Consider the following 23437-nt stretch of genomic DNA (forward strand, 5'->3'; position numbering starts at 1 on the left):
GTTTTCAGAGTTATTTGTCATGAAAGAAGTCGAAAAGAACGAAATTAAACGCCTGAGCGACCGTCTGGATCTGATCCGCCATCAGATGGCTGGCCTCTCCCTTGTTGATTCCGCCGAGAAATATGCCGAGCTGGAAAAAGAGTCCGTGAAGCTGGAGGCGGAAATTGAGCGCCTGCGCGATGTGAAAGGCCAGAAGCTGAGTAAAGAGGCGCAGAAGCTGATGAACATGCCGCATCGCCGCGCGATCACCAAAAAAGAGCAGGCCGACATGGGCAAGCTGAAGAAAAGCGTCCGTGGCCTGGTGGTGGTGCACCCGATGACTGAGCTTGGCCGCGAAATGGGCCTGAAAGAGATGACGGGTTTTAGTAAGACCGCGTTCTGATCGCTCTCCCCTGCCGCTGCGCAGGGGAAACTCAGTTGTAAATCAGGTTAAACGTGGCCATCGCATCCGCTTTTCCCGCCGTTACGTTCTCTTCCGTCTGAATGTAATGCGCATCAAACCAGAAGGTCTGCGTCTGGTTATCCCCTACCTGGCCAAGCGCTGACACCTGCGGGGTGTTCCACGATACCACCTGCCCCTGAACCGAACCGGTATTGTCACCGTAAAGCAGTTCGATCCCGACACCGCTGGCGCTATCCTCCTGCTTCGTCAACGCCAGCGCCCGATCGTTGCCCGGCGTGGTATCGCCAAAGAAACCCATCTTAACCGCCGTGTTATTTTCACAGGTCACCGGAATGCTGAAGCGTCCGCCTCCGGCACGGGAGCCGATGCCGTGAAATTCACGCTGGCTCACGCTCCCCATGGGAACAAGAATGCTGCGAGAGCCCACTGAGCAGCTGGTACGCCTGACGGTGAAGCTGGCGAGATGAATCTGTACTGGTGTCGCCACGTTGGTGGCGCTGGCTTGATTTTCTCCCGCCTGCAATATCAGCGATCCGACATTTTGCTCCTGGGAGTTGGCGTTATCGTCAGGCATGGGGCTGGTCGTCGGGATTTTGTAAAACACCACCCAGAACTGCAATTTATACGTTGGGGCGCTGGCAAAGGCAGGATTCTGTGAGGCATCGCAGATACGCCGGGACTCGTTGCCGTCTACCGGGCTGGTGCCGTCAATATACTGTACGGCATCCGCACCACAGTACTGCTGCTCGCGGAACCCGAGCGCGTAGCCGATGCCGTCAATCTGGGTTTTGTAGACGTGCCGCGACGCACCGTCTTCCCCCACCACGGTGCCGACGGGGTTATCCAGCTCGACAAATCCGATACTACGCCAGGGGTCACTACCGCCATCACAGTTGTAGAAGTCTTGCCCGGTAGACTGTATCGGCGCGGAAACCGGCGTCCAATCCGCGGTGCCGGGAGCATATCCAATGGCGTAGGGTACCTGGACAACCCACTGATCGCGCGTGGTGCGGCAGGGCGAGGCCTGAGCGTGCGCATGAAAACTCAGCATGCCAAAAAGCGAAAGAAGGCTCAGATAGAAAAACCAGTGAATAAAACGACGCATGATATTCCTCTAATGGCACTCAACGGACAGCGTGGCGATACCGGGGGCCATATGAGCTTTCCCCAGTCTGAAAGGTGTCTGGCATTGCTGCTGCTCCCCGTTTTCATACCAGGTGACGCGCAGGGTGCCGCGCTCTGGTACCCCGCTCAGGTAGGCCTGACCGCCGTCAGCGACCATGCTTCGGTTTGCAGAATGGCGGTTCTGCTCCACCACTTCAGCCTGCGCGCCAAACGGCAACGGTTCGCCGTGGTAGCGCAGGGAAAACAGAACGCGATAACCAATGTGGGTTGTGTAATTGGCCAGCACCACCGCGCCGCTGGTGGGAATGAGCGTCAGACCGCTTTGCTCAATGTCGACGTTCTCACCCAGCGTCGCCGTATCAAGGCTGACGGTATTTTTGCGATACGCCGAGAGCGTTGGCATGACCGCATAGCCGCGGCTGTCGGTATGGATCCCGTTGTAGCCCTCCGGCTCAACGTTCGCCGCGCCGGGCACGCGCAGCAGGGCGACGGTATCGCCCAGCGGCTGGCTAAGCGTGACGCCATACTGCGTGGCGATAACGCCTCCGGCGAGTCCAAGACTCGCGTTGCTACCGTTTCGGCTGTGGTCATAACCGAGGCTGACGTTGCCGTAGCCACCGTTGTATTGCAGCGCCAGGCTGGTGCTGTCGGCCTCTCCCTCACTGGTCTTACTCTGCTGAACGCTGTAATTCAGGTTGCGGTTCGCCAGCGCGCTGCCGTTGAGCGACACCTGCTGCGTGGTCATCCCACGATTGTTGTGGTTGGCGTAGTAACTGACCGAACTGCCCGGCAGCCAGTTGCCAAGCGGAACATTGACGTTAAACGACACGGTGCGATCGGGATGCTGCTCAAGCGCTGAGTCGGTGTAGTCATACCCCGCGCCCCAGGAAATACCCCGCCAGCTGGTGTACCAGCCAATGTGGATGGTTTTATCCTGCCCGGACGTATGCCAGTAATCCTGCATCCATGCCGAGACGCTGAGGCTGCCGAACTGACCCAGCGTCTGTGAAAAAGTGACCTGCGAGCGGCTACGGCGATTATTGAGTTGCAGCTGTTGGCTGTCAGACTGATTCAGTTCACTAAATTCGTAGTAATTGCGCGAGGCATAGCGATAGCTCGCCAGGTTGAAGGCGGTGCCGGTAGCGCTGAAATCTTTCTGGTACTGAATGCGCCACGCCTGCCCCATCGCGCTTTTGCCGTCGGGTAAACGGCTTTTTGCCAGCGTATCATCAATACCCAGCGAGCCAAATGCGCCAAACCCTCTGCCTACGCCAATTGCACCGGCCTGATAGTTGCTCGCCGTACGAAAGCCGCCATACACCGTCATCCTGGAGAGCAGACCGTAGAAGAAAGCGCCTTCAACAAATTCGGGCGAACGCGCATCACCGGAGCCGGAGTGAAATCGTCCTGCATTGAGACTGTATTTCAGGCTGCCCTGGCGTCGCATAAACGGCACCGCAGAATAGGGCTGGGTAAAGACGCGCGTTGAGCCGTCACTTTCCGTGACCGTAACCTGTAGATCGCCACTTTGTGCGCCCGGGAACAGATCGTTAATGATAAATGGCCCGGCGGCCACCCAGGTTTCATAGATCACATAGCCATTTTGCGAAACGGAGACTTTAGCGAAGCTGTGTGCGACGCCGCGGATGGTTGGTGCGAAGCCGCGCTGGCTGTCGGGCAACATGCTTTCGCTTGATGAGAGCTGTACCCCGCGAAACGCCACGCTATCGAAGACGTCGCCTGCGGTCCAGGCATCGCCGATCCGTAGCTGGCTGTTAAGACGGCGAATATCCCGGGTCAGCCAGCTACTTTGCGACTGAAAATGGTCGCCGCCCGCGTCGCTGTAGCTCCAGGCCGAGGTGTTACGCAGCCGCCACGCCCCCAGATTGATGCCGTTACGCAGGCTCAGATAGCTGGATGTCGTGACCCCGCTCTGATGACGGGCCTGACCGCCCGACAGACTGTAATCAGTAAATGCCGCCGGGATACCATCGTCCCACTGCGACTGCGGCACATAGCCACGGCTGCGGTGTTTCATTGCCGCCTGCGGCAGGCTGAGAAAGAGACGCTGCTGGTTGAAATCATAAGAAGTTCGCGCTGCCGGAATAAAATCCTCGAGGTGCGTGAACGTTTCTCCCTCCTGCAACCGGGAGAATGCAGGAATGGCCCCTACATTTACGCCAAGCGCTTCCAGCAGCGATACGCTAAAAACGGGTTGCAGGCTGCCTTTCTCATTGACGAAGGTGATCTCCTGATGCCGCTCCTCGCGTCCGTTAATCTCCAGCGTCACGAGCCAGGTGCCTGGCATCTGCCCGCCCTTTTCAGAGAAATAGTGCAGATCCGCCGTTTTCTGTTCGGTAGAGGAAAGCTCCAGCGCGGCGGGATCAAAGTAATCCTCGGCCATCCCCGCGCGGCTGAAGCTAAGCAGCAACACCGAAAGCGGCGCGTAACGAAACAGGCGAAAAGACATGGTCTTAAAGAGGCTGGGTGTGGGTGGCGGTGATGGCACCAAAATCATTAATAGCCGACCAGCTTACGCCCCCGGAGGCGGACACAGGCCATTCCCGGGTTTCCCCTGGACCGATCATGCCCGGCTGCTCAATTTTATGCCCGCCAACGGTCAGACGATAAAAAGAGACGTAGTATGGCGTCGGGTTAGCGGCCTTAAGCCCTTTTCCCGTTCGCGAAAACGTTATTTTCTGCCAGGCCGTGGCGGCGTCCCCTTTCAGGTTGTCCGGGCGGTAGAAGATTTTAAATTTCGATTTGACGTTTACCTGTAATTCGTTGCTGCTCTCTTTTGGCTTTGGCGCTATCGCTTTAATATCGAGCCAGAATACAGATTCACGATCTGTGGGCAGCGGAGCGCCGGTATATTGAATACGCAGCGTGTTGGTCTGCTCCGGATCAAGTCTGAACAGAGGTGGTGTGACAATAAATGGCGCAGCGTTATTTTTATCCGGCCCATCGCCTTCAACCCACGACTGAATAAGATAGGGAACCGCACTTTCCATATTAGAAACAGAAAATGCCACCTCCTTGCTGTTTTGCGGGTATACGATCCGTGTTCCCCCCATTACAACGCCAGCGGAAACTGACGCAGAACTAACCATTAATGCAGTGAGCATAATATACGATAAACGTTTCATCATTATTATCTCTGGAGGTGGCTGACAGTGAAATCAGTTATAAACCATCAGGAAGTTGGATACGGCGTTAACATCGCCGGCGTTGATTTCCGTGCCATCTTTGTCAAGTGCGGCATAGAAAGTTAATTCAGCATTGCCTTCATCATCCGGTGCGGTTGTTTCAGATACCGTACCCGGTTTAATCGCCGTGCTGCGATCGCTGTTATAAAGCTTCACGCCGACACCCGTCGCCATACCTTCACCTGGCGTAACCTGAAGCAGTGTGTCATTCACCGTATCTTTGGTTCCGTCAAACAGTACCGCAACCGATTCAACCGTCTCCGGGCAGTTTTCCACGTTGATTTTGAACTCGCGCGGCGTCGTTTCGTTGTGATCGTCAAAGTAGCTTTTTGCCCACGCCCCAAGGTCTACCGTTTTGTTTTTAGAGGCCGGAGTAATATCACAGGAAATAAGGGTAATCTTCCCAGTAAAATTGATCACCCCGCCCGTACTTTGCGAACCCGCACCGGTATCCAGAGAAGCATTAACGCCAGAATCACTGCTTGCCAGTACTGATTGAGAAGATAACAGCAGCCCCGCCGCGGCAATCGCCAGCGCCACATTTTTGATTTTCATTTGGAACACTTTCCCCTCTGTAAATTAAACAGATATAGACTTGTTGTACCAGGTACAATAACCGCTATAAGGATTTAAAAACGCCACCGAAAGGTTTTTAGCAGAATGGGTGACGCGACCTTATAGAATAAAGCAGGGTCCATCCCATGGTGATAATCCGTATATTTTCAGAAGGCCATACACAGATATCCTTCAACTGAGGAATGACTTCTGGCCGAAAATAACACTGAATACATTGTGGTTAGTAATAAATTTAAAATCTTCTGTTACGTTGCTTCTGAATAAATAGTAAATCAAATGCCTTTTAACGTCTACGCATTGAAAAGCAATATGCCGCGTCTGTAAACACTCAGAAATTAACACTCAACTAACAAATTTAACCCCTTTCGATTGCCATAATAATTATTAATCTGCTTTTAATACCGCAACTAAATTACAAGAGAGTCAACTGATCATTGTTTGATCAATTTATTTCAGAATATTATTAGCCAAAAAATGTCTGTTCAGCGCAAAATTCTTACCCTTTATCCTGAAAAACCGCAATTGAACAGGATATTTCCTTATCGATCATCAATTGATCGTTTGTAATACACTGTTAAAATCTATATGTGAAATTTACCTTAATTAAAATTTTTTGCTACAGCTTAGATTTCGCATTTTTAACCAAAAAAAATTTTTATTTATAGGAAATATATCACTATGCTCACACATATACAGCTTCTCAAAAACACAAATAAAACAAAAAAACCTCATTCAATTCACGCAATATTATCACCTCTCCTTTTTATATAACCTCTTTTACGCGCCGTATCTGCTTAAAAGGCGAATGTAAGGCTCTCCACCTGACCACCGCTCCCAATGCACACGGTGATTTGATTTTGCGGGTTTGGTCCTACCAATCACGTACAAAGCTATCCATCGTTCACAATTTCGATGCTCAACTTCACAAAACAATTGCTGAATATCAACACTTGGTTAACCATTTGTTGTCATTAACCCTACATCACAATATTGGAAGGACCACTTTTACACTAAGTGTGACGCAGAGATGAGCAGAGACTCACCCGACGAACACTGTGTGGTCCTCAGGAGACCTGCATGAGCCTCTGGCAACAAAACTACGATCCGGCCGGAAATATCTGGCTGTCGAGCCTGATCGCATCGCTACCGATCCTGTTTTTCTTCTTTGCGCTGATTAAGCTCAAGCTGAAGGGCTACCTCGCCGCGACGTATACCGTTGCCATCGCCCTGATGGTGGCGTTGTTCTTCTACAAAATGCCGGTCGATCGCGCGCTGGCCTCCGTCGTCTATGGCTTCTTCTACGGCCTGTGGCCGATTGCGTGGATCATCATCGCCGCCGTCTTTGTCTACAAAATCTCGGTCAAAACCGGGCAGTTCGACATTATTCGCTCGTCGATTCTCTCCATCACGCCGGACCAGCGTTTGCAGATGCTGATCGTCGGCTTCTCCTTCGGAGCATTTCTGGAAGGGGCGGCAGGATTCGGCGCACCGGTGGCCATCACCGCCGCCCTGCTGGTCGGTCTGGGCTTTAACCCGCTGTATGCCGCTGGCCTGTGCCTGATTGTGAATACCGCCCCGGTGGCGTTTGGCGCGATGGGCATTCCTATTCTGGTGGCGGGCCAGGTGACCGGGCTGGACAGCTTCGAGATCGGCCAGATGGTGGGCCGCCAGCTGCCGTTCCTGACCATTATCGTGCTGTTCTGGATCATGGCGATTATGGACGGCTGGCGCGGCGTGAAGGAGACCTGGCCTGCGGTGATGGTAGCGGGCGGTTCGTTCGCCATTGCCCAGTATCTCAGCTCCAACTTCCTCGGCCCGGAACTGCCGGACATCATCTCTTCCCTGGTGTCGCTGGTCTGTCTGACGCTGTTCCTGAAACGCTGGCAGCCGGTACGTATCTTCCGCTTTGCTGACATGGGCGCATCACACGTGGATCAGACGCTGGCGCGCACCGGCTATACCGCCGGACAGATTGTACGCGCATGGTCACCGTTCCTGTTCCTGACCGCCACCGTGACGCTGTGGAGCATTCCGCCGTTTAAGGCCCTGTTCGCCCCGGGCGGCGCGCTGTACGACATGGTGATTAATATCTCCGTGCCGTTCCTCGACAAGATGGTCGCTCGTATGCCGCCGGTGGTACACGACGCCACGCCGTATGCGGCAGTGTTTAAGTTCGACTGGTTCTCAGCCACCGGCACGGCGATCCTGTTTGCCGCTATCCTTTCCGTAGTGTGGCTGCGCATGAAGCCTGCCGCCGCGGTGCAGACCTTTGCGGCGACGATTAAAGAGCTGATGCTGCCGATTTACTCCATCGGCATGGTGCTGGCGTTCGCGTTTATTTCGAACTACTCCGGCCTGTCGTCGACGCTGGCGTTAGCGCTGGCGCATACCGGCCACGCGTTTACCTTCTTCTCGCCGTTCCTCGGCTGGCTGGGGGTGTTCCTGACCGGTTCAGATACGTCATCTAACGCCCTGTTTGCCGCCCTACAGGCCACAGCCGCGCAGCAGATTGGCGTCTCGGACGTGCTGCTGGTCGCCGCGAACACCACCGGCGGCGTGACCGGGAAGATGATCTCACCGCAGTCCATCGCCATTGCCTGTGCCGCGGTGGGGCTGGTAGGCAAAGAGTCGGATCTGTTCCGCTTTACCGTTAAACACAGCCTGATATTTACCTGCATGGTGGGCGTGATCACCACATTGCAGGCCTATGTCTTAACCTGGATGATTCCATGATAGTGATGCCCAGACGCCTGTCCGACGAGATTGCCACTCGCGTACGGGCGCTGATAGAAGAACAACAGCTGGAAGCGGGCATGAGATTGCCCGCCGAGCGTCAGCTTGCCGCCCAGCTTGGCGTGTCGCGCAATTCACTGCGCGAGGCGCTGGCGACGCTGGTCAGCGAAGGGGTGCTGCTGAGCCGTCGAGGCGGCGGCACCTTCGTGCGCTGGCAGCATGACGACTGGTCCGAACAAAACATCGTGCAGCCGCTTAAGACGCTGATGGAAAACGACCCGGACTACAGCTTTGACATCCTCGAAGCGCGTCACGCCATCGAAACCAGCACCGCGTGGCACGCGGCGATGCGGGCAACCGAGGCCGACAAAGAGAAGCTCAAAGCCTGCTTTGAGGCCACGCAAAGCAGCGACCCGGACATCGCCTCCCAGGCGGACGTGCGTTTTCACCTCGCGATTGCCGAGGCCTCGCACAACGTGGTTCTGCTGCAAACCATGCGCGGGTTCTTCGACCTGCTGCAATCCTCCGTGAAGCAGAGCCGCCAGCGCATGTATCTGGTGCCGCCGGTATTTGCCCAACTGACCGAACAGCACGAGGCGGTGCTCAACGCCATTCTGGCCGGTGATGCCGAGGCCGCGCGCAAGGCGATGATGGCGCATCTCGGCTTCGTGCATACCACCATTAAACGATTCGATGAAGATCAGGCCCGACAGGCGCGTATTACCCGTCTGCCTGGCGAGAGTGATATTTCCAGGGAGAACAAAGCATGATTATTTCCGCAGCCAGTGACTATCGCGCCGCGGCACAGCGCATTTTGCCGCCATTCCTGTTCCACTACATTGACGGCGGGGCGTACGCCGAATATACCCTGCGCCGCAACGTGGAGGACCTGTCGGAAGTGGCCCTGCGCCAGCGCGTGCTGAAGAATATGTCTGACCTGAGCCTTGAGACGAAGCTGTTTAACGAGACGCTCTCCATGCCGGTGGCGCTTGCGCCCGTCGGCTTATGCGGCATGTATGCCCGCCGGGGCGAAGTGCAGGCCGCCGCCGCCGCAGATGCCAAAGGCATTCCGTTTACCCTTTCCACCGTGTCCGTCTGCCCGATTGAAGAGGTCGCCCCGACCATCAAGCGCCCGATGTGGTTCCAGCTCTACGTCCTGCGCGATCGCGGTTTTATGCGTAACGCCCTTGAGCGCGCCAAAGCGGCGGGCTGCTCCACGCTGGTCTTTACCGTCGATATGCCCACGCCCGGCGCCCGCTACCGTGATGCGCACTCCGGCATGAGCGGTCCGAACGCCGCGATGCGCCGCTACTGGCAGGCGGTGACGCACCCGCAGTGGGCGTGGGATGTCGGCGTGAATGGCCGTCCGCACGATCTGGGCAATATTTCGGCCTACCTGGGTAAACCGACCGGGCTGGAAGATTACATCGGCTGGCTGGCGAACAACTTCGATCCATCCATCTCCTGGAAAGACCTGGAGTGGATCCGCGAATTCTGGGACGGCCCGATGGTGATCAAAGGGATCCTCGATCCGGAAGATGCCCGCGACGCGGTGCGTTTTGGCGCCGATGGGATCGTGGTCTCTAACCATGGTGGCCGCCAGCTTGACGGGGTGCTCTCCTCCGCCCGCGCCCTGCCAGCCATTGCCGATGCGGTGAAAGGCGATATTGCGATTCTGGCCGACAGCGGCATCCGTAACGGGCTGGACGTGGTGCGCATGATTGCCCTGGGCGCAGACAGTGTGCTGCTGGGCCGTGCTTACCTGTACGCGCTGGCCACCAGCGGCCAGGCGGGCGTGGCGAATCTGCTGAACCTGATCGAGAAAGAGATGAAGGTGGCGATGACCCTGACCGGTGCGAAAACAATCGGTGAAATCAGCAAAGACTCTCTGGTGCAGGAGCTCAGTAAGCTGCCTGCGGCGCTGGCCCCCCTTTCTCAGGGAAACGCGGCCTGATCTCCCCCGGTTAGCCTCCCCTTCTTCCGCGCCCGGCTTTACCCTCGGGCGCTTTTTTTGTTGAAAATAACACCTGCGTAACATTCTGGATAAGAAAATTTGACACAACCCGCCCTCCGCAATTGTATAGACAAGCAAATACAAGAACACAAAAACAACATCACATCGGAGGGGAACGTATGACGTATTCAGGTCGGGTGGATATTCAGCAGGTGATCGATGAGAGTCCTTTTTCAGGGTTTCACTGGCTTCTTATTGTGCTGGGCTTTCTGGTGCTGGCGATCGATGGTTTCGATACCGCCGCGATGGGTTACATTGCGCCTACGCTGTCGGCGGAGTGGGGAATACATAAACAGGATCTGGGGCCGGTGTTGAGTGCGGCGCTACTGGGGCTGTCGCTGGGAGCTCTTATTGCAGGTCCGGTATCGGACCGTATGGGACGCAAGCGCGTACTGGTCTTTTCATGCCTGTTCTTCGGCCTGGCGAGCCTGGGCACGGCCTGGGCGCAAAGTCTGAATACCCTGACGCTGTGGCGATTTCTGACCGGTCTCGGGCTGGGCGCCGCGATGCCTAACGCCATCACGCTGATCTCAGAGTTTGCCCCCCAGCGCTGCCGCGCCATGGCAATTAACACCATGTACTGCGGCTTTCCGCTGGGTGCGGCGGGCGGCGGGGCGATCTCGTCCTGGCTTATCCCTCACCATGGCTGGCGAAGCGTGCTGCTGACCGGCGCGATTGCGCCGCTGATTTTAACGGTGCTGCTGGCGCTGCTGTTGCCGGAGTCGGTGAAGTTTCTGGTGCAGCGCGGGAAAGACGTCGCGCAGGTTCGCCGCATCGCCAGCCGGTTCGCCCGCAGCACGCTGGATAGCGTCACAGGCTTTTTCCTGGCGGAGGAGAAGGTCGCGTCGAAAAAAGGCAGCGTGTCGCAGCTGTTTTCCATGCCCTGGCTGCCCGGCACCCTGATGCTGTGGGTCACCTACTTTATGGGACTGGTGATTTATTACGTCCTGCTGAGCTGGATGCCAACGCTGATGCAGGGGATGGGGTATGCGCTGGCGGAATCCGCCTGGCTCACCTCGCTGTTCACCTTCGGCGGCACCGCTGGCATTCTGCTCGCGGGCTGGATGATGGACCGCTGGGAAGCGCACAAGGTGGTCGCGTGTGGTTTCGTGCTGACGATGGGCCTGATTCTTTTACTCGGCATTGAGCATAATCATATCGCCCTGTTTGGCGGGTTAATCTTCCTGATGGGGATCGCGATGAACGGCGCGCAGTCGGGGATGCAGACCCTGGCCGCCACCTTTTACCCTACCGAGTGCCGCGCGACGGGTATCGCCTGGATGCAGGGGATCGGCCGCTTCGGCGGCGTGGCGGGCACCATGACCAGCGCCCAGCTTCTCTCCATGCAGTGGCAGGCGGACAGTATTTTGATGATCCTCAGCGTGCCTGCTCTCGTGGCCGCGGCGGCAACCGTCTACAAAATGCTGTATAGCCGCTCGCAGGAGCCGGGCGTCGCCTAGTCCCTCTCTTTTCTGCTATTCTGCCCCCCGCAATTAAGGGGGCAGCATGCTTAACATCGTCTTATTCGAACCAGAAATCCCACCCAATACCGGCAATATCATCCGCCTGTGCGCCAACACCGGTTTTCGTCTGCACATCATTGAGCCGATGGGCTTTACGTGGGACGACAAACGTCTGCGCCGCGCGGGGCTGGACTACCATGAGTTTACTGCCGTCGTTCGTCATCACGATTACGCCGCGTTTCTGGACGCAGAGAAGCCGCAGCGCATGTTCGCCCTGACCACCAAAGGCACGCCAGCGCACAGTGCCGTAAGCTATCAGGACGGAGATTATCTGATGTTTGGTCCGGAAACCCGCGGCCTGCCGGCCACCATTCTGGATGCCCTGCCCGCTGAGCAAAAAATTCGTATTCCGATGATGCCGGACAGCCGCAGCATGAACCTGTCGAATGCGGTGTCGGTGGTGGTCTATGAGGCGTGGCGCCAGCTGGGTTATCCCGGCGCGATACTGCGTAGCTAAAACAGTTCGGGTGGCTTGCGCCACCCGATTGTCTTTTTAGTCTGCTACTGCGATACGTTTCATATCGGTCATGTAGCCACGCAGTTTCTGGCCCACTTTCTCGATTTCGTGGCTGCGAATCGCTTCGTTTACGTCACGCAGCTGCGCGTTATCAACCGCACCTTCCGCAATCGCTTTACCCAGATCGCCTGCTTGCAGGGTAGTCATGAACTCTTTCAGCAGCGGTACGCAGGCGTAAGAGAACAGATAGTTACCGTACTCGGCGGTATCGGAGATCACCACGTTCATCTCATACAGACGCTTACGGGCGATGGTGTTTGCGATCAGCGGCAGCTCGTGCAGCGATTCATAGTACGCAGATTCTTCAATGATGCCGGAATCCACCATGGTTTCGAACGCCAGCTCAACGCCCGCTTTCACCATCGCGATCATCAGTACGCCTTTATCGAAGTACTCCTGCTCGCTGATTTTACCCTCGAACTGTGGTGCCGTTTCGAACGCGGTTTTACCGGTCTCTTCGCGCCAGGTCAGCAGTTTCTTATCGTCATTCGCCCAGTCCGCCATCATGCCGGAAGAGAACTCGCCGGAGATGATGTCGTCCATGTGTTTCTGGAACAGCGGTGCCATGATGGTTTTCAGCTGTTCAGAGAGTGCGAACGCGCGCAGTTTTGCCGGATTGGACAGACGGTCCATCATCAGCGTAATGCCGCCCTGCTTCAGCGCTTCGGTGATGGTTTCCCAGCCGAACTGAATCAGTTTTTCCGCGTATGCCGGGTCGGTGCCCTCTTCCACCAGCTTGTCGAAGCACAGCAGAGAACCCGCCTGGAGCATGCCGCACAGAATGGTCTGCTCGCCCATCAGGTCAGATTTCACTTCCGCAACGAAGGAAGATTCCAGTACGCCCGCACGATGGCCGCCGGTGGCCGCTGCCCAGGCTTTGGCAATCGCCATGCCTTCGCCTTTCGGATCGTTTTCCGGGTGAACGGCGATCAGCGTCGGTACGCCGAAACCACGTTTGTACTCTTCGCGCACTTCGGTGCCCGGGCACTTCGGTGCCACCATCACTACGGTGATGTCTTTACGGATCTGCTCGCCCACTTCAACGATGTTGAAGCCGTGGGAGTAACCCAGCGCGGCGCCGTCTTTCATCAGCGGCTGTACGGAACGCACAACGTCTGAGTGCTGCTTGTCTGGCGTCAGGTTAACCACCAGGTCCGCCTGCGGGATCAGCTCTTCGTAGGTACCTACTTTGAAGCCGTTTTCGGTCGCTTTACGCCAGGAAGCGCGCTTTTCAGCAATCGCTTCTTTGCGCAGGGCGTAGGAGATATCCAGCCCGGAGTCACGCATGTTCAGGCCCTGGTTCAGACCCTGTGCGCCACAGCCAACAATGACCACTTTTTTACCCTGAAGGTAGCTCGCGCCATCAGCAAATTCATCGCGCGCCATGAAGCGGCATTTGCCCAGCTGCGCCAGCTGCTGGCGCAAGTTCAGTGTATTAAAGTAGTTAGCCATGGGTGATACCTCGTGATGTTGTGCGTCTTATTGTTCGGTTCGCGTTTTAGCGAGAATGTACCCACATTACAACAGGAAATTTATTGCGGGAATTGATATATTCACAACGTCACATTGCAATTTATGCAATGTAAAAAGAGGGAGTGGAATCGGTGGATTTACGCGATCTGAAAATGTTCCTGCATCTGGCGGAAAGCCGTCACTTTGGCCGCAGCGCCCGGGCGATGCACGTCAGTCCTTCCACGCTGTCGCGCCAGATCCAGCGCCTTGAGGAAGACCTCGGCCAGCCGCTGTTCGTGCGCGATAACCGCACCGTCACCCTCACGGAAGCCGGTGAAGAGCTGCGCATCTTTGCCCAGCAAACCTTGTTGCAGTACCAGCAGCTGCGGCACACCATCGACCAGCAGGGGCCGTCGCTTTCCGGCGAGCTGCATATTTTCTGCTCCGTGACCGCCGCCTACAGCCATCTTCCCCCCATTCTCGACCGCTTCCGCGCGGAACATCCGTCGGTTGAAATTAAGCTCACCACCGGCGATGCCGCCGACGCGATGGAAAAAGTGGTCACGGGCGAAGCGGATCTCGCGATTGCCGGGAAGCCGGAAACCCTGCCGGGCGCGGTAGCGTTCTCAATGCTGGAGAATCTGGCGGTAGTACTGATTGCCCCGGCGCTGCCCTGCCCTGTGCGCAACCAGGTCTCGGTGGAGAAACCGGACTGGTCGACGGTGCCGTTTATCATGGCCGATCAGGGGCCGGTGCGCCGCCGCATTGAGCTGTGGTTCCGCCGCCAGAAAATCAGCAACCCGTCGATTTACGCCACGGTCGGCGGCCATGAGGCGATGGTGTCGATGGTGGCGCTCGGCTGCGGCGTGGCGCTGCTGCCAGAAGTGGTGCTGGAAAACAGCCCGGAGCCAGTGCGCAATCGCGTGATGATTTTAGAACGCAGCGACGAAAAAACGCCGTTCGAGCTTGGCGTGTGCGCACAAAAAAAGCGGCTGCATGAGCCGCTTATTGATGCGTTCTGGAAGATATTGCCGAACCACTAAAGCCGGGTGGCGCTGCGCTTACCCGGCCTACACGCAGCTCAACCCTTAGCCCGCGAGGAAGAAGCGGAACGCCGGGTTGTGGGTTTCGTCATGGCACTCATAGCCCAGCTCGTTCAGGCGCGTTTCGAAATCCGGCTCGTGCTCGCCCAGCTCGAACGCCGCCAGCACGCGGCCGTAGTCGGTGCCGTGGCTGCGGTAGTGGAACAGAGAAATGTTCCAGTGGGTGCCCAGCGTGTGCAGGAACTTGAGCAACGCGCCCGGCGATTCCGGGAACTCGAAGCTGAACAGGCGTTCCTTGAGCGGCTTGGATGGACGGCCACCGACCATGTAACGCACGTGCAGCTTCGCCATTTCGTCGTCGGAGAGATCGACCACGCTGTAGCCGCCGTCATGCAGCAGGCTGAGGATCTCTTTGCGCTCCTCCACGCCACGGCTCAGACGCACGCCGACAAAAATGCACGCATCTTTGGCATCGGCAAAGCGGTAGTTGAACTCCGTTACCGAACGGCCGCCCAGCAGCTGGCAAAACTTCAGGAAGCTGCCCTTCTCTTCCGGAATGGTCACCGCCAGCAGGGCTTCACGCTGCTCGCCCAGCTCACAGCGTTCGGACACGTAGCGCAGGCCGTGGAAGTTCACATTGGCGCCGGAAAGCACGTGCGCCAGACGCTCGCCGCGAATGTTGTGCTGGGCGATGTATTTCTTCATCCCCGCCAGCGCCAGCGCGCCGGACGGCTCCGCCACCGCACGCACATCCTCGAAGAGATCTTTCATCGCCGCGCAGATAGCGTCGCTGTCGACGGTGACGATATCGTCGAGATACTCCTGGCACAGACGGAACGTTTCATCGCCAATGCGCTTCACCGCCACGCCCTCGGCGAACAGCCCTACGCGCGGCAGATCCACCGGATGTCCGGCGTCCAGCGCCGCCTTCAGGCAAGCGGAGTCTTCCGCTTCAACCGCAATCACTTTGATCTGCGGCATTAGCTGTTTGATCAGCACCGCCACACCAGCGGCTAAGCCACCGCCGCCCACCGGAACGAAAACGCGGTCGAGATGGGCATCCTGCTGCAAAAGTTCCAGCGCCAGCGTACCCTGCCCGGCAATCACCATCGGGTGATCGAACGGCGGGACCCAGGTGAAGCCCTGCTGCTGCGCCAGCTCAATCGCTTTGGCTTTCGCTTCGTCAAAATTCGCGCCGTGAAGCAGCACTTCCCCGCCAAAACCGCGCACCGCGTCGACTTTGATATCCGCCGTGGCAACCGGCATCACGATCAGCGCTTTCAGCCCTAAACGGGCCGCGGAGAACGCCACGCCCTGCGCGTGGTTGCCCGCCGACGCGGTAATGACGCCGCGCGCTTTCTGCTCATCCGTCAGCCCGGCCATCATCGCGTAGGCGCCGCGCAGCTTGAAGCTGTGCACCGGCTGCCTGTCTTCGCGCTTCACCAGAATGACGTTGTCGAGGCGCGAGGAGAGTTTGTCCATTTTTTGCAGGGGCGTGACCTGCACGGCTTCATAGACCGGCGCGCGCAGCACCGCTCTCAGGTATTCCGCCCCCTCGGGGGCGGCGGATAAGGGTTGTGACTCGGCCATCATTAGCCCCCAAGTTTAGATTTATCGCGCACCGCGCCTTTATCTGCACTGGTGGCAAGGCTTGCGTAGGCACGCAGGGCGAAGGAGACTTCACGCTGGCGGTCTTTCGGCGTCCAGGCTTTGTCGCCGCGGGCTTCCTGCGCTTCACGACGGGCCGCAATCTCCTGGTCACTCAGCTTCAGCTGAATGCCGCGGTTCGGAATGTCGATTTCGATCAGGTCGCCATCTTCGATGATCGCGATATTGCCGCCGCTTGCCGCTTCCGGGGAGACGTGGCCAATGGAGAGGCCTGACGTGCCGCCAGAGAAACGACCGTCGGTGATCAGCGCGCAGGCTTTGCCGAGGCCCATCGATTTCAGGAAGGTAGTCGGGTAGAGCATCTCCTGCATGCCCGGACCGCCTTTCGGCCCTTCGTAGCGAATGACCACCACGTCGCCTTCCACCACTTTGCCACCGAGGATAGCGTCTACCGCCTCGTCCTGGCTTTCATACACTTTTGCCGGACCGGTGAATTTGAGAATGCTGTCGTCCACGCCTGCGGTTTTCACGATGCAGCCGTTTTCCGCAAAGTTACCGTACAGCACGGCCAGACCGCCGTCTTTGCTGTAGGCATGTTCCAGCGAGCGGATGCAGCCTTCGGCGCGATCGTCATCCAGTGTGTCCCAGCGGCAATCCTGCGAGAACGCCTGCGTGGTGCGAATACCTGCCGGACCGGCGCGGAACATCTTTTTCACCGCGTCGTCTTTGGTCAGCATCACGTCGTACTGGTCCAGCGACTCCGGCAGCGTCAGGCCGAGCACATTTTTCACGTTGCGGTTCAGCAGCCCTGCGCGATCCAGCTCGCCGAGAATACCGATGACACCACCAGCACGATGCACGTCTTCCATATGGTACTTCTGGGTACTCGGCGCGACTTTACACAGCTGCGGCACTTTGCGGGAGAGCTTGTCGATGTCGCTCATGGTGAAGTCGATTTCGGCTTCCTGCGCGGCGGCCAGCAGGTGCAGAACGGTGTTGGTGGAACCGCCCATGGCGATATCCAGCGTCATGGCGTTTTCGAACGCCGCTTTACTGGCGATGTTGCGCGGCAGCGCGCTGGCATCGTCCTGCTCGTAGTAGCGTTTGGTCAGCTCAACGATGCGCTTGCCCGCGTTAAGGAACAGCTGCTTACGGTCGGCGTGGGTCGCCAGCAGCGAGCCGTTACCCGGCTGAGAAAGGCCCAGCGCTTCGGTCAGGCAGTTCATGGAGTTGGCGGTGAACATCCCGGAACAGGAGCCGCAGGTCGGACACGCGGAGCGTTCCACCTGGTCGCTCTGCTCGTCAGAGACTTTCGGGTCCGCACCCTGGATCATCGCATCGACCAGGTCGAGCTTGATGATTTTGTCGGAAAGCTTGGTTTTACCCGCTTCCATCGGGCCGCCGGAAACGAAGATCACCGGAATGTTCAGGCGCAGGGAGGCCATCAGCATCCCCGGGGTGATTTTGTCGCAGTTGGAGATACAGACCATCGCATCGGCGCAGTGGGCGTTAACCATGTACTCCACCGAGTCGGCGATCAGCTCGCGCGACGGCAGTGAATAGAGCATCCCCCCGTGGCCCATTGCGATACCGTCATCCACCGCAATGGTGTTGAACTCTTTCGCCACGCCGCCGGAGGCTTCGATTTGCTCGGCAACCAGCTTACCGAGATCGCGCAGGTGCACGTGGCCCGGCACAAACTGGGTGAAGGAGTTCACCACGGCGATAATTGGCTTGCCGAAATCGGCGTCGGTCATTCCGGTGGCGCGCCACAGTGCGCGGGCACCCGCCATATTACGGCCGTGGGTGGTGGTGGCTGAACGATACTTAGGCATGCTTTATTTACTCCCGTCTGACTATTAAATGGGACGGTGCGTGCCGTCCCAAATTTATATTTAGTGATTAACCTGATCCAACCAGCCGTATTTGTCTTCTGTTTCGCCGGTGAACAGGCCGAAGAAGGCTTGCTGAATGCGTTTGGTGACCGGACCACAGCGGCCTTCGCCCACCTGAATGCCGTCGACGCTACGCACCGGTGTAATTTCAGCCGCGGTACCGGACATGAACACTTCGTCAGCCAGGTACAGGGATTCGCGGGACAGCACCTGCTCGCGTACTTCGATACCCAGATCTTTTGCCAGCTTGATGATGGCGTCGCGGGTGATGCCCGGCAGCGCGGACGAGGTGAACGGCGGGGTGAACAGAATGCCGTCTTTCACTTCAAACAGGTTTTCGCCCGCACCTTCGGAGATGTAGCCATTTACATCGAGCGCGATACCTTCCTGGTAACCGTGACGGCGCGCTTCGCTGCCAACCAGCAGTGAGGAGAGGTAGTTACCGCCCGCTTTAGCCGCGGTCGGGATAGTGTTTGGTGCCACGCGGTTCCAGGAAGAAACCATTGCGTCGATCCCCTGATCCAGTGCTTCCGCGCCCAGGTAGGCGCCCCACGGGAACGCAGCAATGATCACATCGGTGTTATAGCCAGCGGGCGGATTGACACCCATGCCGACATCACCCACGAAGACCAGCGGACGAATATAGGCACTGGTCAGTTTGTTCTGGCGGATCACCTCGCGGCAGGCTTCCATCAGCTCATCAACGCTTTGGGAGACCGGGAAACGATAAATTTTGGCTGAGTCATGCAGACGCTGCATGTGTTCGCGATGGCGGAACACCACTGGTCCTTTGTGAGAATCGTAGCAACGGATGCCTTCAAACACGGAGGTGCCGTAGTGCAGCGCGTGGGACATCACGTGAACTTTCGCGTCTTCCCAGCGAACCATCTCACCATTGAACCAAATGTAATCAGCTTTTTTTGTCGTCATTTTTTCGTCCTGTCACGCTTAAGCGCGGATTTGTTGTGATGTGGTTGTGCTCTGGCAGATGGCAACATGGGCAACGTCTACCAGTTTTGATAACTGACTAAACAGTAAGTCGACCGGCCGCGGGCTGGCAACGGTTAATTCGATACTGATATTTTGTGCATCCGTGGCCGTTTCCATATTCATAGAGCAAACCTGAAAACCACGGTGACGGACCACACGCAATACGCGTTCTAACGTTTCCGGGTTGAAGCGAGCCTGCACGGCGACCTGATGTTGCATCATGATAATTTCTCCAGCATTTGTGAGTTACTGGCACCGGGCGGTACCAACGGCCAGACGTTCTCAAGCTCGTCGATTGAGACATGAAGCAGGTATGGCCCTTCGCTTGACAGCATGGTGTCGAGTGCCGCTTCAACCTGGTCTTTACGGGTGATGTGCTGGCCAGGAATGCCGAAGGCGCTGGCCAGGGTGAGGAAATCGGGGTTGTCGGTCAGGGTCGTTTCGCTGTAACGCTCCTGGAAGAACAGCTGCTGCCACTGGCGAACCATGCCTAAACGCTGGTTATCGAGCAAAACGATTTTCAGCGGTAACTGCTTACGCTTCACGGTGCCGAGCTCCTGGACGTTCATCATGAAGGAGCCGTCACCGGAGATACAGATAACGGTATCGTTCGGGCGGGCAACCTGTGCGCCCACGGCAGCGGGCAGGCCGAAGCCCATCGTGCCTAAGCCGCTCGAGGTGATGAAGTTCTCCGGGCGGGTGTAGGTCATGTGCTGGGCTGACCACATCTGATGCTGGCCGACATCCGTCGTCACCACGCTGTCTGCGGGTTTGCGGTCGGACAACTGTTTCAACAATAGCGGCGCATAGATGGCCTCGCCGGGGTGGTCGTAACGCCAGGCGTGTTCAGCGCGCATATCGGCGGTGTGCTGACGCCATGGGTTGATATCCAGCGGCTGCTCCAGCGCCGGTAACAGCGCGTTGAGATCGCCCTGCAACGCGACATGCGCCTGACGCAGTTTGTTCATCTCCGCCGGGTCGATGTCCATATGGATCACTTTGGCGTTCGGCGCAAAGGTGTTCAGCTTGCCGGTGACGCGGTCGTCAAAACGGGCGCCGACGGCGATGAGCAGGTCACACTCCTGCACCGCCAGGTTTGCCGCTTTGGTGCCGTGCATCCCTAACATGCCCAAATAGTATGGATAGTCCGCGTCGACCGCGCCCAATCCTTTCAGCGTGCAGGTGGCGGGCATTTGCGTTACTGCGATAAATTCGCGCAGGGCAGGAACGGCCTGCGCCATGCCCACGCCGCCGCCTACATACAGCATCGGCTGTTTCGCCTGCGCCAGCATCTGGCGAGCCTCTTCAACCTCCGTATGGGGAAACACGTTGTCGCTTTCAACGGTGGAGAAGTGCGGTTCCAGATCGCCGAGTGCAACCTGAATATCTTTCGGGATATCTACCAGAACCGGACCAGGACGGCCAGAGCTGGCAACCTCGAACGCTTCGGCCATCACGCGCGGCAGCTCTTCGAGAGACTGAACGAGGAAGCTGTGTTTGGTGCAGGCAAGCGATAAACCGAGCACATCCACTTCCTGGAAAGCATCGGTGCCGATGAAAGGAGAGGCCACCTGGCCGGTGATCGCCACCACGGGTACGGAATCGAGCAGCGCGTCAGCCAGGCCGGTGATCAGGTTCGTTGCGCCCGGACCGGAGGTGGCCATACAGACGCCGGTTTTACCGGTCGCACGGGCATAACCGATGGCGGCCATCGCTGCGCCCTGCTCGTGTCGGCACAAGAGGTGTTCCACGCCGCCGTCATACAGTGCATCGTAAATCGGCATAATTGCGCCACCCGGATAACCGAATACGGTTTCGACTCCCTGCGCGCGCAACGCATGTACTACCCATTGTGCCCCATTCATAGTTAGTTCCCCGTCATAAATCTGGAGAAACAGAATTTTGTGCTAGTCGTCATTCTCTGCTCCTCATTTAAGTTTTTTAGTCATAAAAAAACCCCCGGACCTTTCGGTGCGGGGGTCTTAGTTCGTTAAGGCTTGATTTCTAAGCCTTTCCTCGTCCAAGTGCAGCCCCGCACGGTGGGATAATAATCACCACCACGCTAATCACGACCAGGCTAATCACTCGTAGAAGGGCTGTCATTTTCAGTTCTTTTTGCATCTTGTTCGAAGGAATACCTAAAGAGTTACCACAGATATTTCATCTGACACAAGATTTTTTTATGACCCATTTCTGTAGCAGGCGAACTATTTCTTTCAAAATCGTTGTTTTATATAGGGAAAAAATAGAAATGAAGATTTTTCATTTTTTTGTCCTGTTTCATCAGGCAAGGCGCGCATGATTTCTTTTCTGCGAGGCCGATTCCACCGACATGTAATGATTACATTTAGGCGCTAAAAGGCTGGAACGAGCGCCGTAATTCAGTGAATTAGCGCTAAACAGGAAAAAATGATGCTGGCATAGTTACCGCCAAGGAGGGGCTTATGTCACTGTCAGTTGTTTATACACGCGCGGCCATCGGCGTGAAGGCACCGCTTATTTCTGTAGAGGTTCATTTAAGTAATGGACTGCCCGGACTGACGCTGGTCGGCTTACCCGAAACGACCGTTAAGGAGGCCAGGGATCGCGTGCGCAGCGCAATTATTAATAGCGGTTATGCTTTTCCGGCGAAGAAGATCACCATCAACCTTGCGCCCGCCGATTTGCCAAAGGAGGGAGGGCGATATGATTTACCTATTGCTATAGCGCTTCTCGCGGCTTCTGAACAGCTCAATACGCCAGGGTTAAGCTCGTGCGAGTTCGTGGGTGAATTAGCGCTTACAGGCGCGTTAAGAGGCGTTCCCGGAGCAATCTCGGGTGCGCTTGAAGCCATACGCGCGGGAAGGCAAATCATTGTGGCCAATGAAAATGCCTCTGAAGTCAGCCTTATCGCCGAAAAGGGGTGTCTTGTCGCGGGACATTTGCAGGAGGTTTGCGCCTGGCTGGAAGGCCGACACGAGCTTGCCGAGCCGCAGGAGAATGAGGAGGTAGTGGCAGATTCTCCCGATGACCTCAGCGATATTATGGGTCAGGAACAGGGTAAACGGGCGTTAGAAATAACGGCCGCGGGTGGGCATAACCTGCTACTGATAGGTCCGCCAGGCACGGGGAAAACGATGCTGGCGAGCAGGTTGAGCGGCCTGCTGCCCCCCCTCAATAATCACGAAGCGCTGGAAAGCGCCGCGATATTTAGCCTGGTCAGTTCAATATCGCTGCATAAACAGTGGCGCCGCCGTCCTTTCCGCTCGCCACACCACAGTGCGTCTCTTACCGCGATGGTGGGCGGGGGCTCAATTCCCGGACCGGGTGAAATCTCACTGGCACACAACGGCATTCTGTTCCTGGATGAATTGCCAGAGTTTGAACGCCGCGTGCTGGATGCGTTGCGGGAGCCGATTGAATCCGGCGAAATCCATCTGTCTCGTACACGCGCCAAAATAAGCTACCCTGCGCAGTTTCAGCTGGTCGCCGCGATGAACCCTAGCCCAACGGGCCATTATCAGGGCAACCATAACCGCTGTACGCCGGAGCAGACGCTGCGCTATCTGAGTAAGCTGTCCGGCCCCTTCCTCGACCGTTTTGATTTATCTCTCGAGATCCCCCTGCCACCGCCCGGTCTGCTGAGGCAAACCGGTATCAAAGGCGAAAGCTCAGCAGTGGTGCGAGAACGGGTTATTGCGGCTCAGGCGCGGCAGTATGCTCGTCAGAACAGGCTGAATGCCCGGCTGGATAACAGCGGGATCCGACAGTTTTGCTCTCTCAACGCCGAAGATGCAGGCTGGCTGGAAGAGACACTGACGCGGTTTGGGCTATCCATTCGCGCGTGGCAGCGTTTGTTGAAAGTTGCGCGCACGGTCGCTGACGTGGAGGGCTGCCCCAGAATAGAGAGGCGACATTTGCAGGAGGCATTAAGCTACCGTGCGATCGATCGGCTGCTGTTGCATCTGCAAAAAATGCTGGCATAAAAAAGGGGCCGTAGCCCCTTCTCTTCTTAATCGTCAGACTCGGTGTAGTCTTCTGCACCTTCCATCTGCGGCTTGCCGCCAGACAGCGTATGGAAACGCTTAGGACGCTTAATGCGAGCCATATACTTGATCCATACACGTTCTGCATCAGACTGCGGCTCACGCTCACCACGACAAACAGAGACAAACTGTTTTTCATCTTCGGTTGCCGGTTCGCGCTTACCCAGATCCAGCTCGTTAAAGGCATAACCATGGCGCTCAAGAAGTTGAGCTTCTTTGATAGTGAAATCGCCGTGACGAGAGAACCCGCGCGGATAATGTTTATTATCGAAAAAACGATTAGTCGTCGTAAAGCTTTCCGCCATCCTACACGCTCCTAATTCTTTG

At 56.9% G+C, this 23437-nt stretch carries 21 protein-coding genes; 8 read left to right on the forward strand and 13 right to left on the reverse strand.

Annotated elements, in window-relative coordinates:
- Positions 1–19 precede the first annotated feature (19 nt).
- Positions 20–382, forward strand: a complete 363-nt coding sequence (locus HWQ15_RS07300; protein WP_022649764.1) for a YibL family ribosome-associated protein — start codon at positions 20–22, stop codon at positions 380–382.
- Between the two features lie 31 nt (positions 383–413).
- On the opposite strand, the gene HWQ15_RS07305 is transcribed toward HWQ15_RS07300, so the two are convergent.
- The 4 genes from HWQ15_RS07305 to HWQ15_RS07320 are packed head-to-tail and all read right to left on the reverse strand — an operon-like array spanning position 414 to position 5289.
- Positions 414–1508: a fimbrial protein gene (locus tag HWQ15_RS07305; RefSeq protein ID WP_046620394.1), complete on the reverse strand. Its 1095-nt coding sequence runs from the start codon at positions 1506–1508 to the stop codon at positions 414–416.
- Positions 1509–1517: 9 nt separating this feature from the next.
- Complete coding sequence (locus HWQ15_RS07310) at positions 1518–3998, reverse strand: fimbria/pilus outer membrane usher protein (RefSeq protein ID WP_052952477.1); 2481 nt, start codon at positions 3996–3998, stop codon at positions 1518–1520.
- A gap of 4 nt (positions 3999–4002) precedes the next feature.
- Positions 4003–4677: a molecular chaperone gene (locus HWQ15_RS07315; protein WP_022649767.1), complete on the reverse strand. Its 675-nt coding sequence runs from the start codon at positions 4675–4677 to the stop codon at positions 4003–4005.
- A gap of 30 nt (positions 4678–4707) precedes the next feature.
- A complete protein-coding gene (locus HWQ15_RS07320; RefSeq protein ID WP_003860173.1) occupies positions 4708–5289 on the reverse strand; it encodes a fimbrial protein in 582 nt (193 codons plus the stop codon).
- Positions 5290–6387: 1098 nt separating this feature from the next.
- On the opposite strand from HWQ15_RS07320, the gene lldP reads away from it, so the two are divergent.
- The 5 genes from lldP to trmL all read left to right on the forward strand — a co-directional run bounded on the left by lldP (position 6388) and on the right by trmL (position 12037).
- Positions 6388–8043 carry an L-lactate permease gene (lldP, locus tag HWQ15_RS07325; protein WP_022649769.1) on the forward strand — a complete coding sequence of 552 codons (1656 nt, stop codon included), beginning with the start codon at positions 6388–6390 and terminating at the stop codon, positions 8041–8043.
- On the forward strand, positions 8040–8813 hold the full coding sequence (lldR, locus tag HWQ15_RS07330; RefSeq protein ID WP_023298877.1) for a transcriptional regulator LldR: 774 nt from the start codon (positions 8040–8042) through the stop codon (positions 8811–8813). The genes lldP and lldR overlap by 4 nt, the downstream gene beginning before the upstream one ends.
- A complete protein-coding gene (gene lldD, locus HWQ15_RS07335) occupies positions 8810–9997 on the forward strand; it encodes an FMN-dependent L-lactate dehydrogenase LldD (protein WP_022649770.1) in 1188 nt (395 codons plus the stop codon). The genes lldR and lldD overlap by 4 nt, the downstream gene beginning before the upstream one ends.
- A gap of 179 nt (positions 9998–10176) precedes the next feature.
- A complete protein-coding gene (locus HWQ15_RS07340; RefSeq protein ID WP_022649771.1) occupies positions 10177–11517 on the forward strand; it encodes an aromatic acid/H+ symport family MFS transporter in 1341 nt (446 codons plus the stop codon).
- A 46-nt stretch (positions 11518–11563) separates the two neighbouring features.
- On the forward strand, positions 11564–12037 hold the full coding sequence (trmL, locus tag HWQ15_RS07345) for a tRNA (uridine(34)/cytosine(34)/5-carboxymethylaminomethyluridine(34)-2'-O)-methyltransferase TrmL (protein WP_022649772.1): 474 nt from the start codon (positions 11564–11566) through the stop codon (positions 12035–12037).
- A gap of 36 nt (positions 12038–12073) precedes the next feature.
- On the opposite strand, the gene ilvC is transcribed toward trmL, so the two are convergent.
- Complete coding sequence (gene ilvC / locus HWQ15_RS07350) at positions 12074–13549, reverse strand: ketol-acid reductoisomerase (protein ID WP_022649773.1); 1476 nt, start codon at positions 13547–13549, stop codon at positions 12074–12076.
- 152 nt (positions 13550–13701) lie between these two features.
- On the opposite strand from ilvC, the gene ilvY reads away from it, so the two are divergent.
- Positions 13702–14592 (forward strand): HTH-type transcriptional activator IlvY, encoded by an 891-nt coding sequence (gene ilvY / locus HWQ15_RS07355; RefSeq protein WP_017382574.1) that lies wholly within the window; start codon positions 13702–13704, stop codon positions 14590–14592.
- Positions 14593–14637: 45 nt separating this feature from the next.
- On the opposite strand, the gene ilvA is transcribed toward ilvY, so the two are convergent.
- From ilvA to ilvL, 7 genes are all read right to left on the reverse strand, one after another.
- Complete coding sequence (gene ilvA, locus HWQ15_RS07360) at positions 14638–16182, reverse strand: threonine ammonia-lyase, biosynthetic (RefSeq protein ID WP_100148853.1); 1545 nt, start codon at positions 16180–16182, stop codon at positions 14638–14640.
- Between the two features lie 2 nt (positions 16183–16184).
- Complete coding sequence (ilvD, locus tag HWQ15_RS07365; RefSeq protein WP_022649775.1) at positions 16185–18035, reverse strand: dihydroxy-acid dehydratase; 1851 nt, start codon at positions 18033–18035, stop codon at positions 16185–16187.
- Between the two features lie 60 nt (positions 18036–18095).
- A complete protein-coding gene (gene ilvE, locus HWQ15_RS07370; RefSeq protein WP_003860182.1) occupies positions 18096–19025 on the reverse strand; it encodes a branched-chain-amino-acid transaminase in 930 nt (309 codons plus the stop codon).
- Positions 19026–19043: 18 nt separating this feature from the next.
- A complete protein-coding gene (ilvM, locus tag HWQ15_RS07375) occupies positions 19044–19307 on the reverse strand; it encodes an acetolactate synthase 2 small subunit (protein WP_063147041.1) in 264 nt (87 codons plus the stop codon).
- The gene (gene ilvG / locus HWQ15_RS07380) at positions 19304–20950 is read right to left on the reverse strand and encodes an acetolactate synthase 2 catalytic subunit (protein ID WP_045308986.1); all 1647 of its coding nucleotides are present in this window, start codon (positions 20948–20950) and stop codon (positions 19304–19306) included. The genes ilvM and ilvG overlap by 4 nt, the downstream gene beginning before the upstream one ends.
- Before the next feature lie 2 nt (positions 20951–20952).
- Entirely contained in the window at positions 20953–21003 is a 51-nt protein-coding gene (gene ilvX, locus HWQ15_RS23110) for a peptide IlvX (RefSeq protein WP_166792073.1), read from the reverse strand.
- Between the two features lie 86 nt (positions 21004–21089).
- Complete coding sequence (gene ilvL / locus HWQ15_RS07385) at positions 21090–21188, reverse strand: ilv operon leader peptide (protein ID WP_001311244.1); 99 nt, start codon at positions 21186–21188, stop codon at positions 21090–21092.
- A gap of 341 nt (positions 21189–21529) precedes the next feature.
- Between ilvL and HWQ15_RS07390 the strand changes: the two genes are divergently transcribed.
- A complete protein-coding gene (locus HWQ15_RS07390; RefSeq protein ID WP_063149497.1) occupies positions 21530–23050 on the forward strand; it encodes a YifB family Mg chelatase-like AAA ATPase in 1521 nt (506 codons plus the stop codon).
- A gap of 26 nt (positions 23051–23076) precedes the next feature.
- On the opposite strand, the gene HWQ15_RS07395 is transcribed toward HWQ15_RS07390, so the two are convergent.
- A complete protein-coding gene (locus HWQ15_RS07395; protein WP_006808641.1) occupies positions 23077–23415 on the reverse strand; it encodes a DUF413 domain-containing protein in 339 nt (112 codons plus the stop codon).
- Positions 23416–23437: the final 22 nt, after the last annotated feature.

The organism is Enterobacter sp. DSM 30060 (genome assembly GCF_013375955.1).
Lineage (GTDB): Bacteria > Pseudomonadota > Gammaproteobacteria > Enterobacterales > Enterobacteriaceae > Enterobacter > Enterobacter intestinihominis.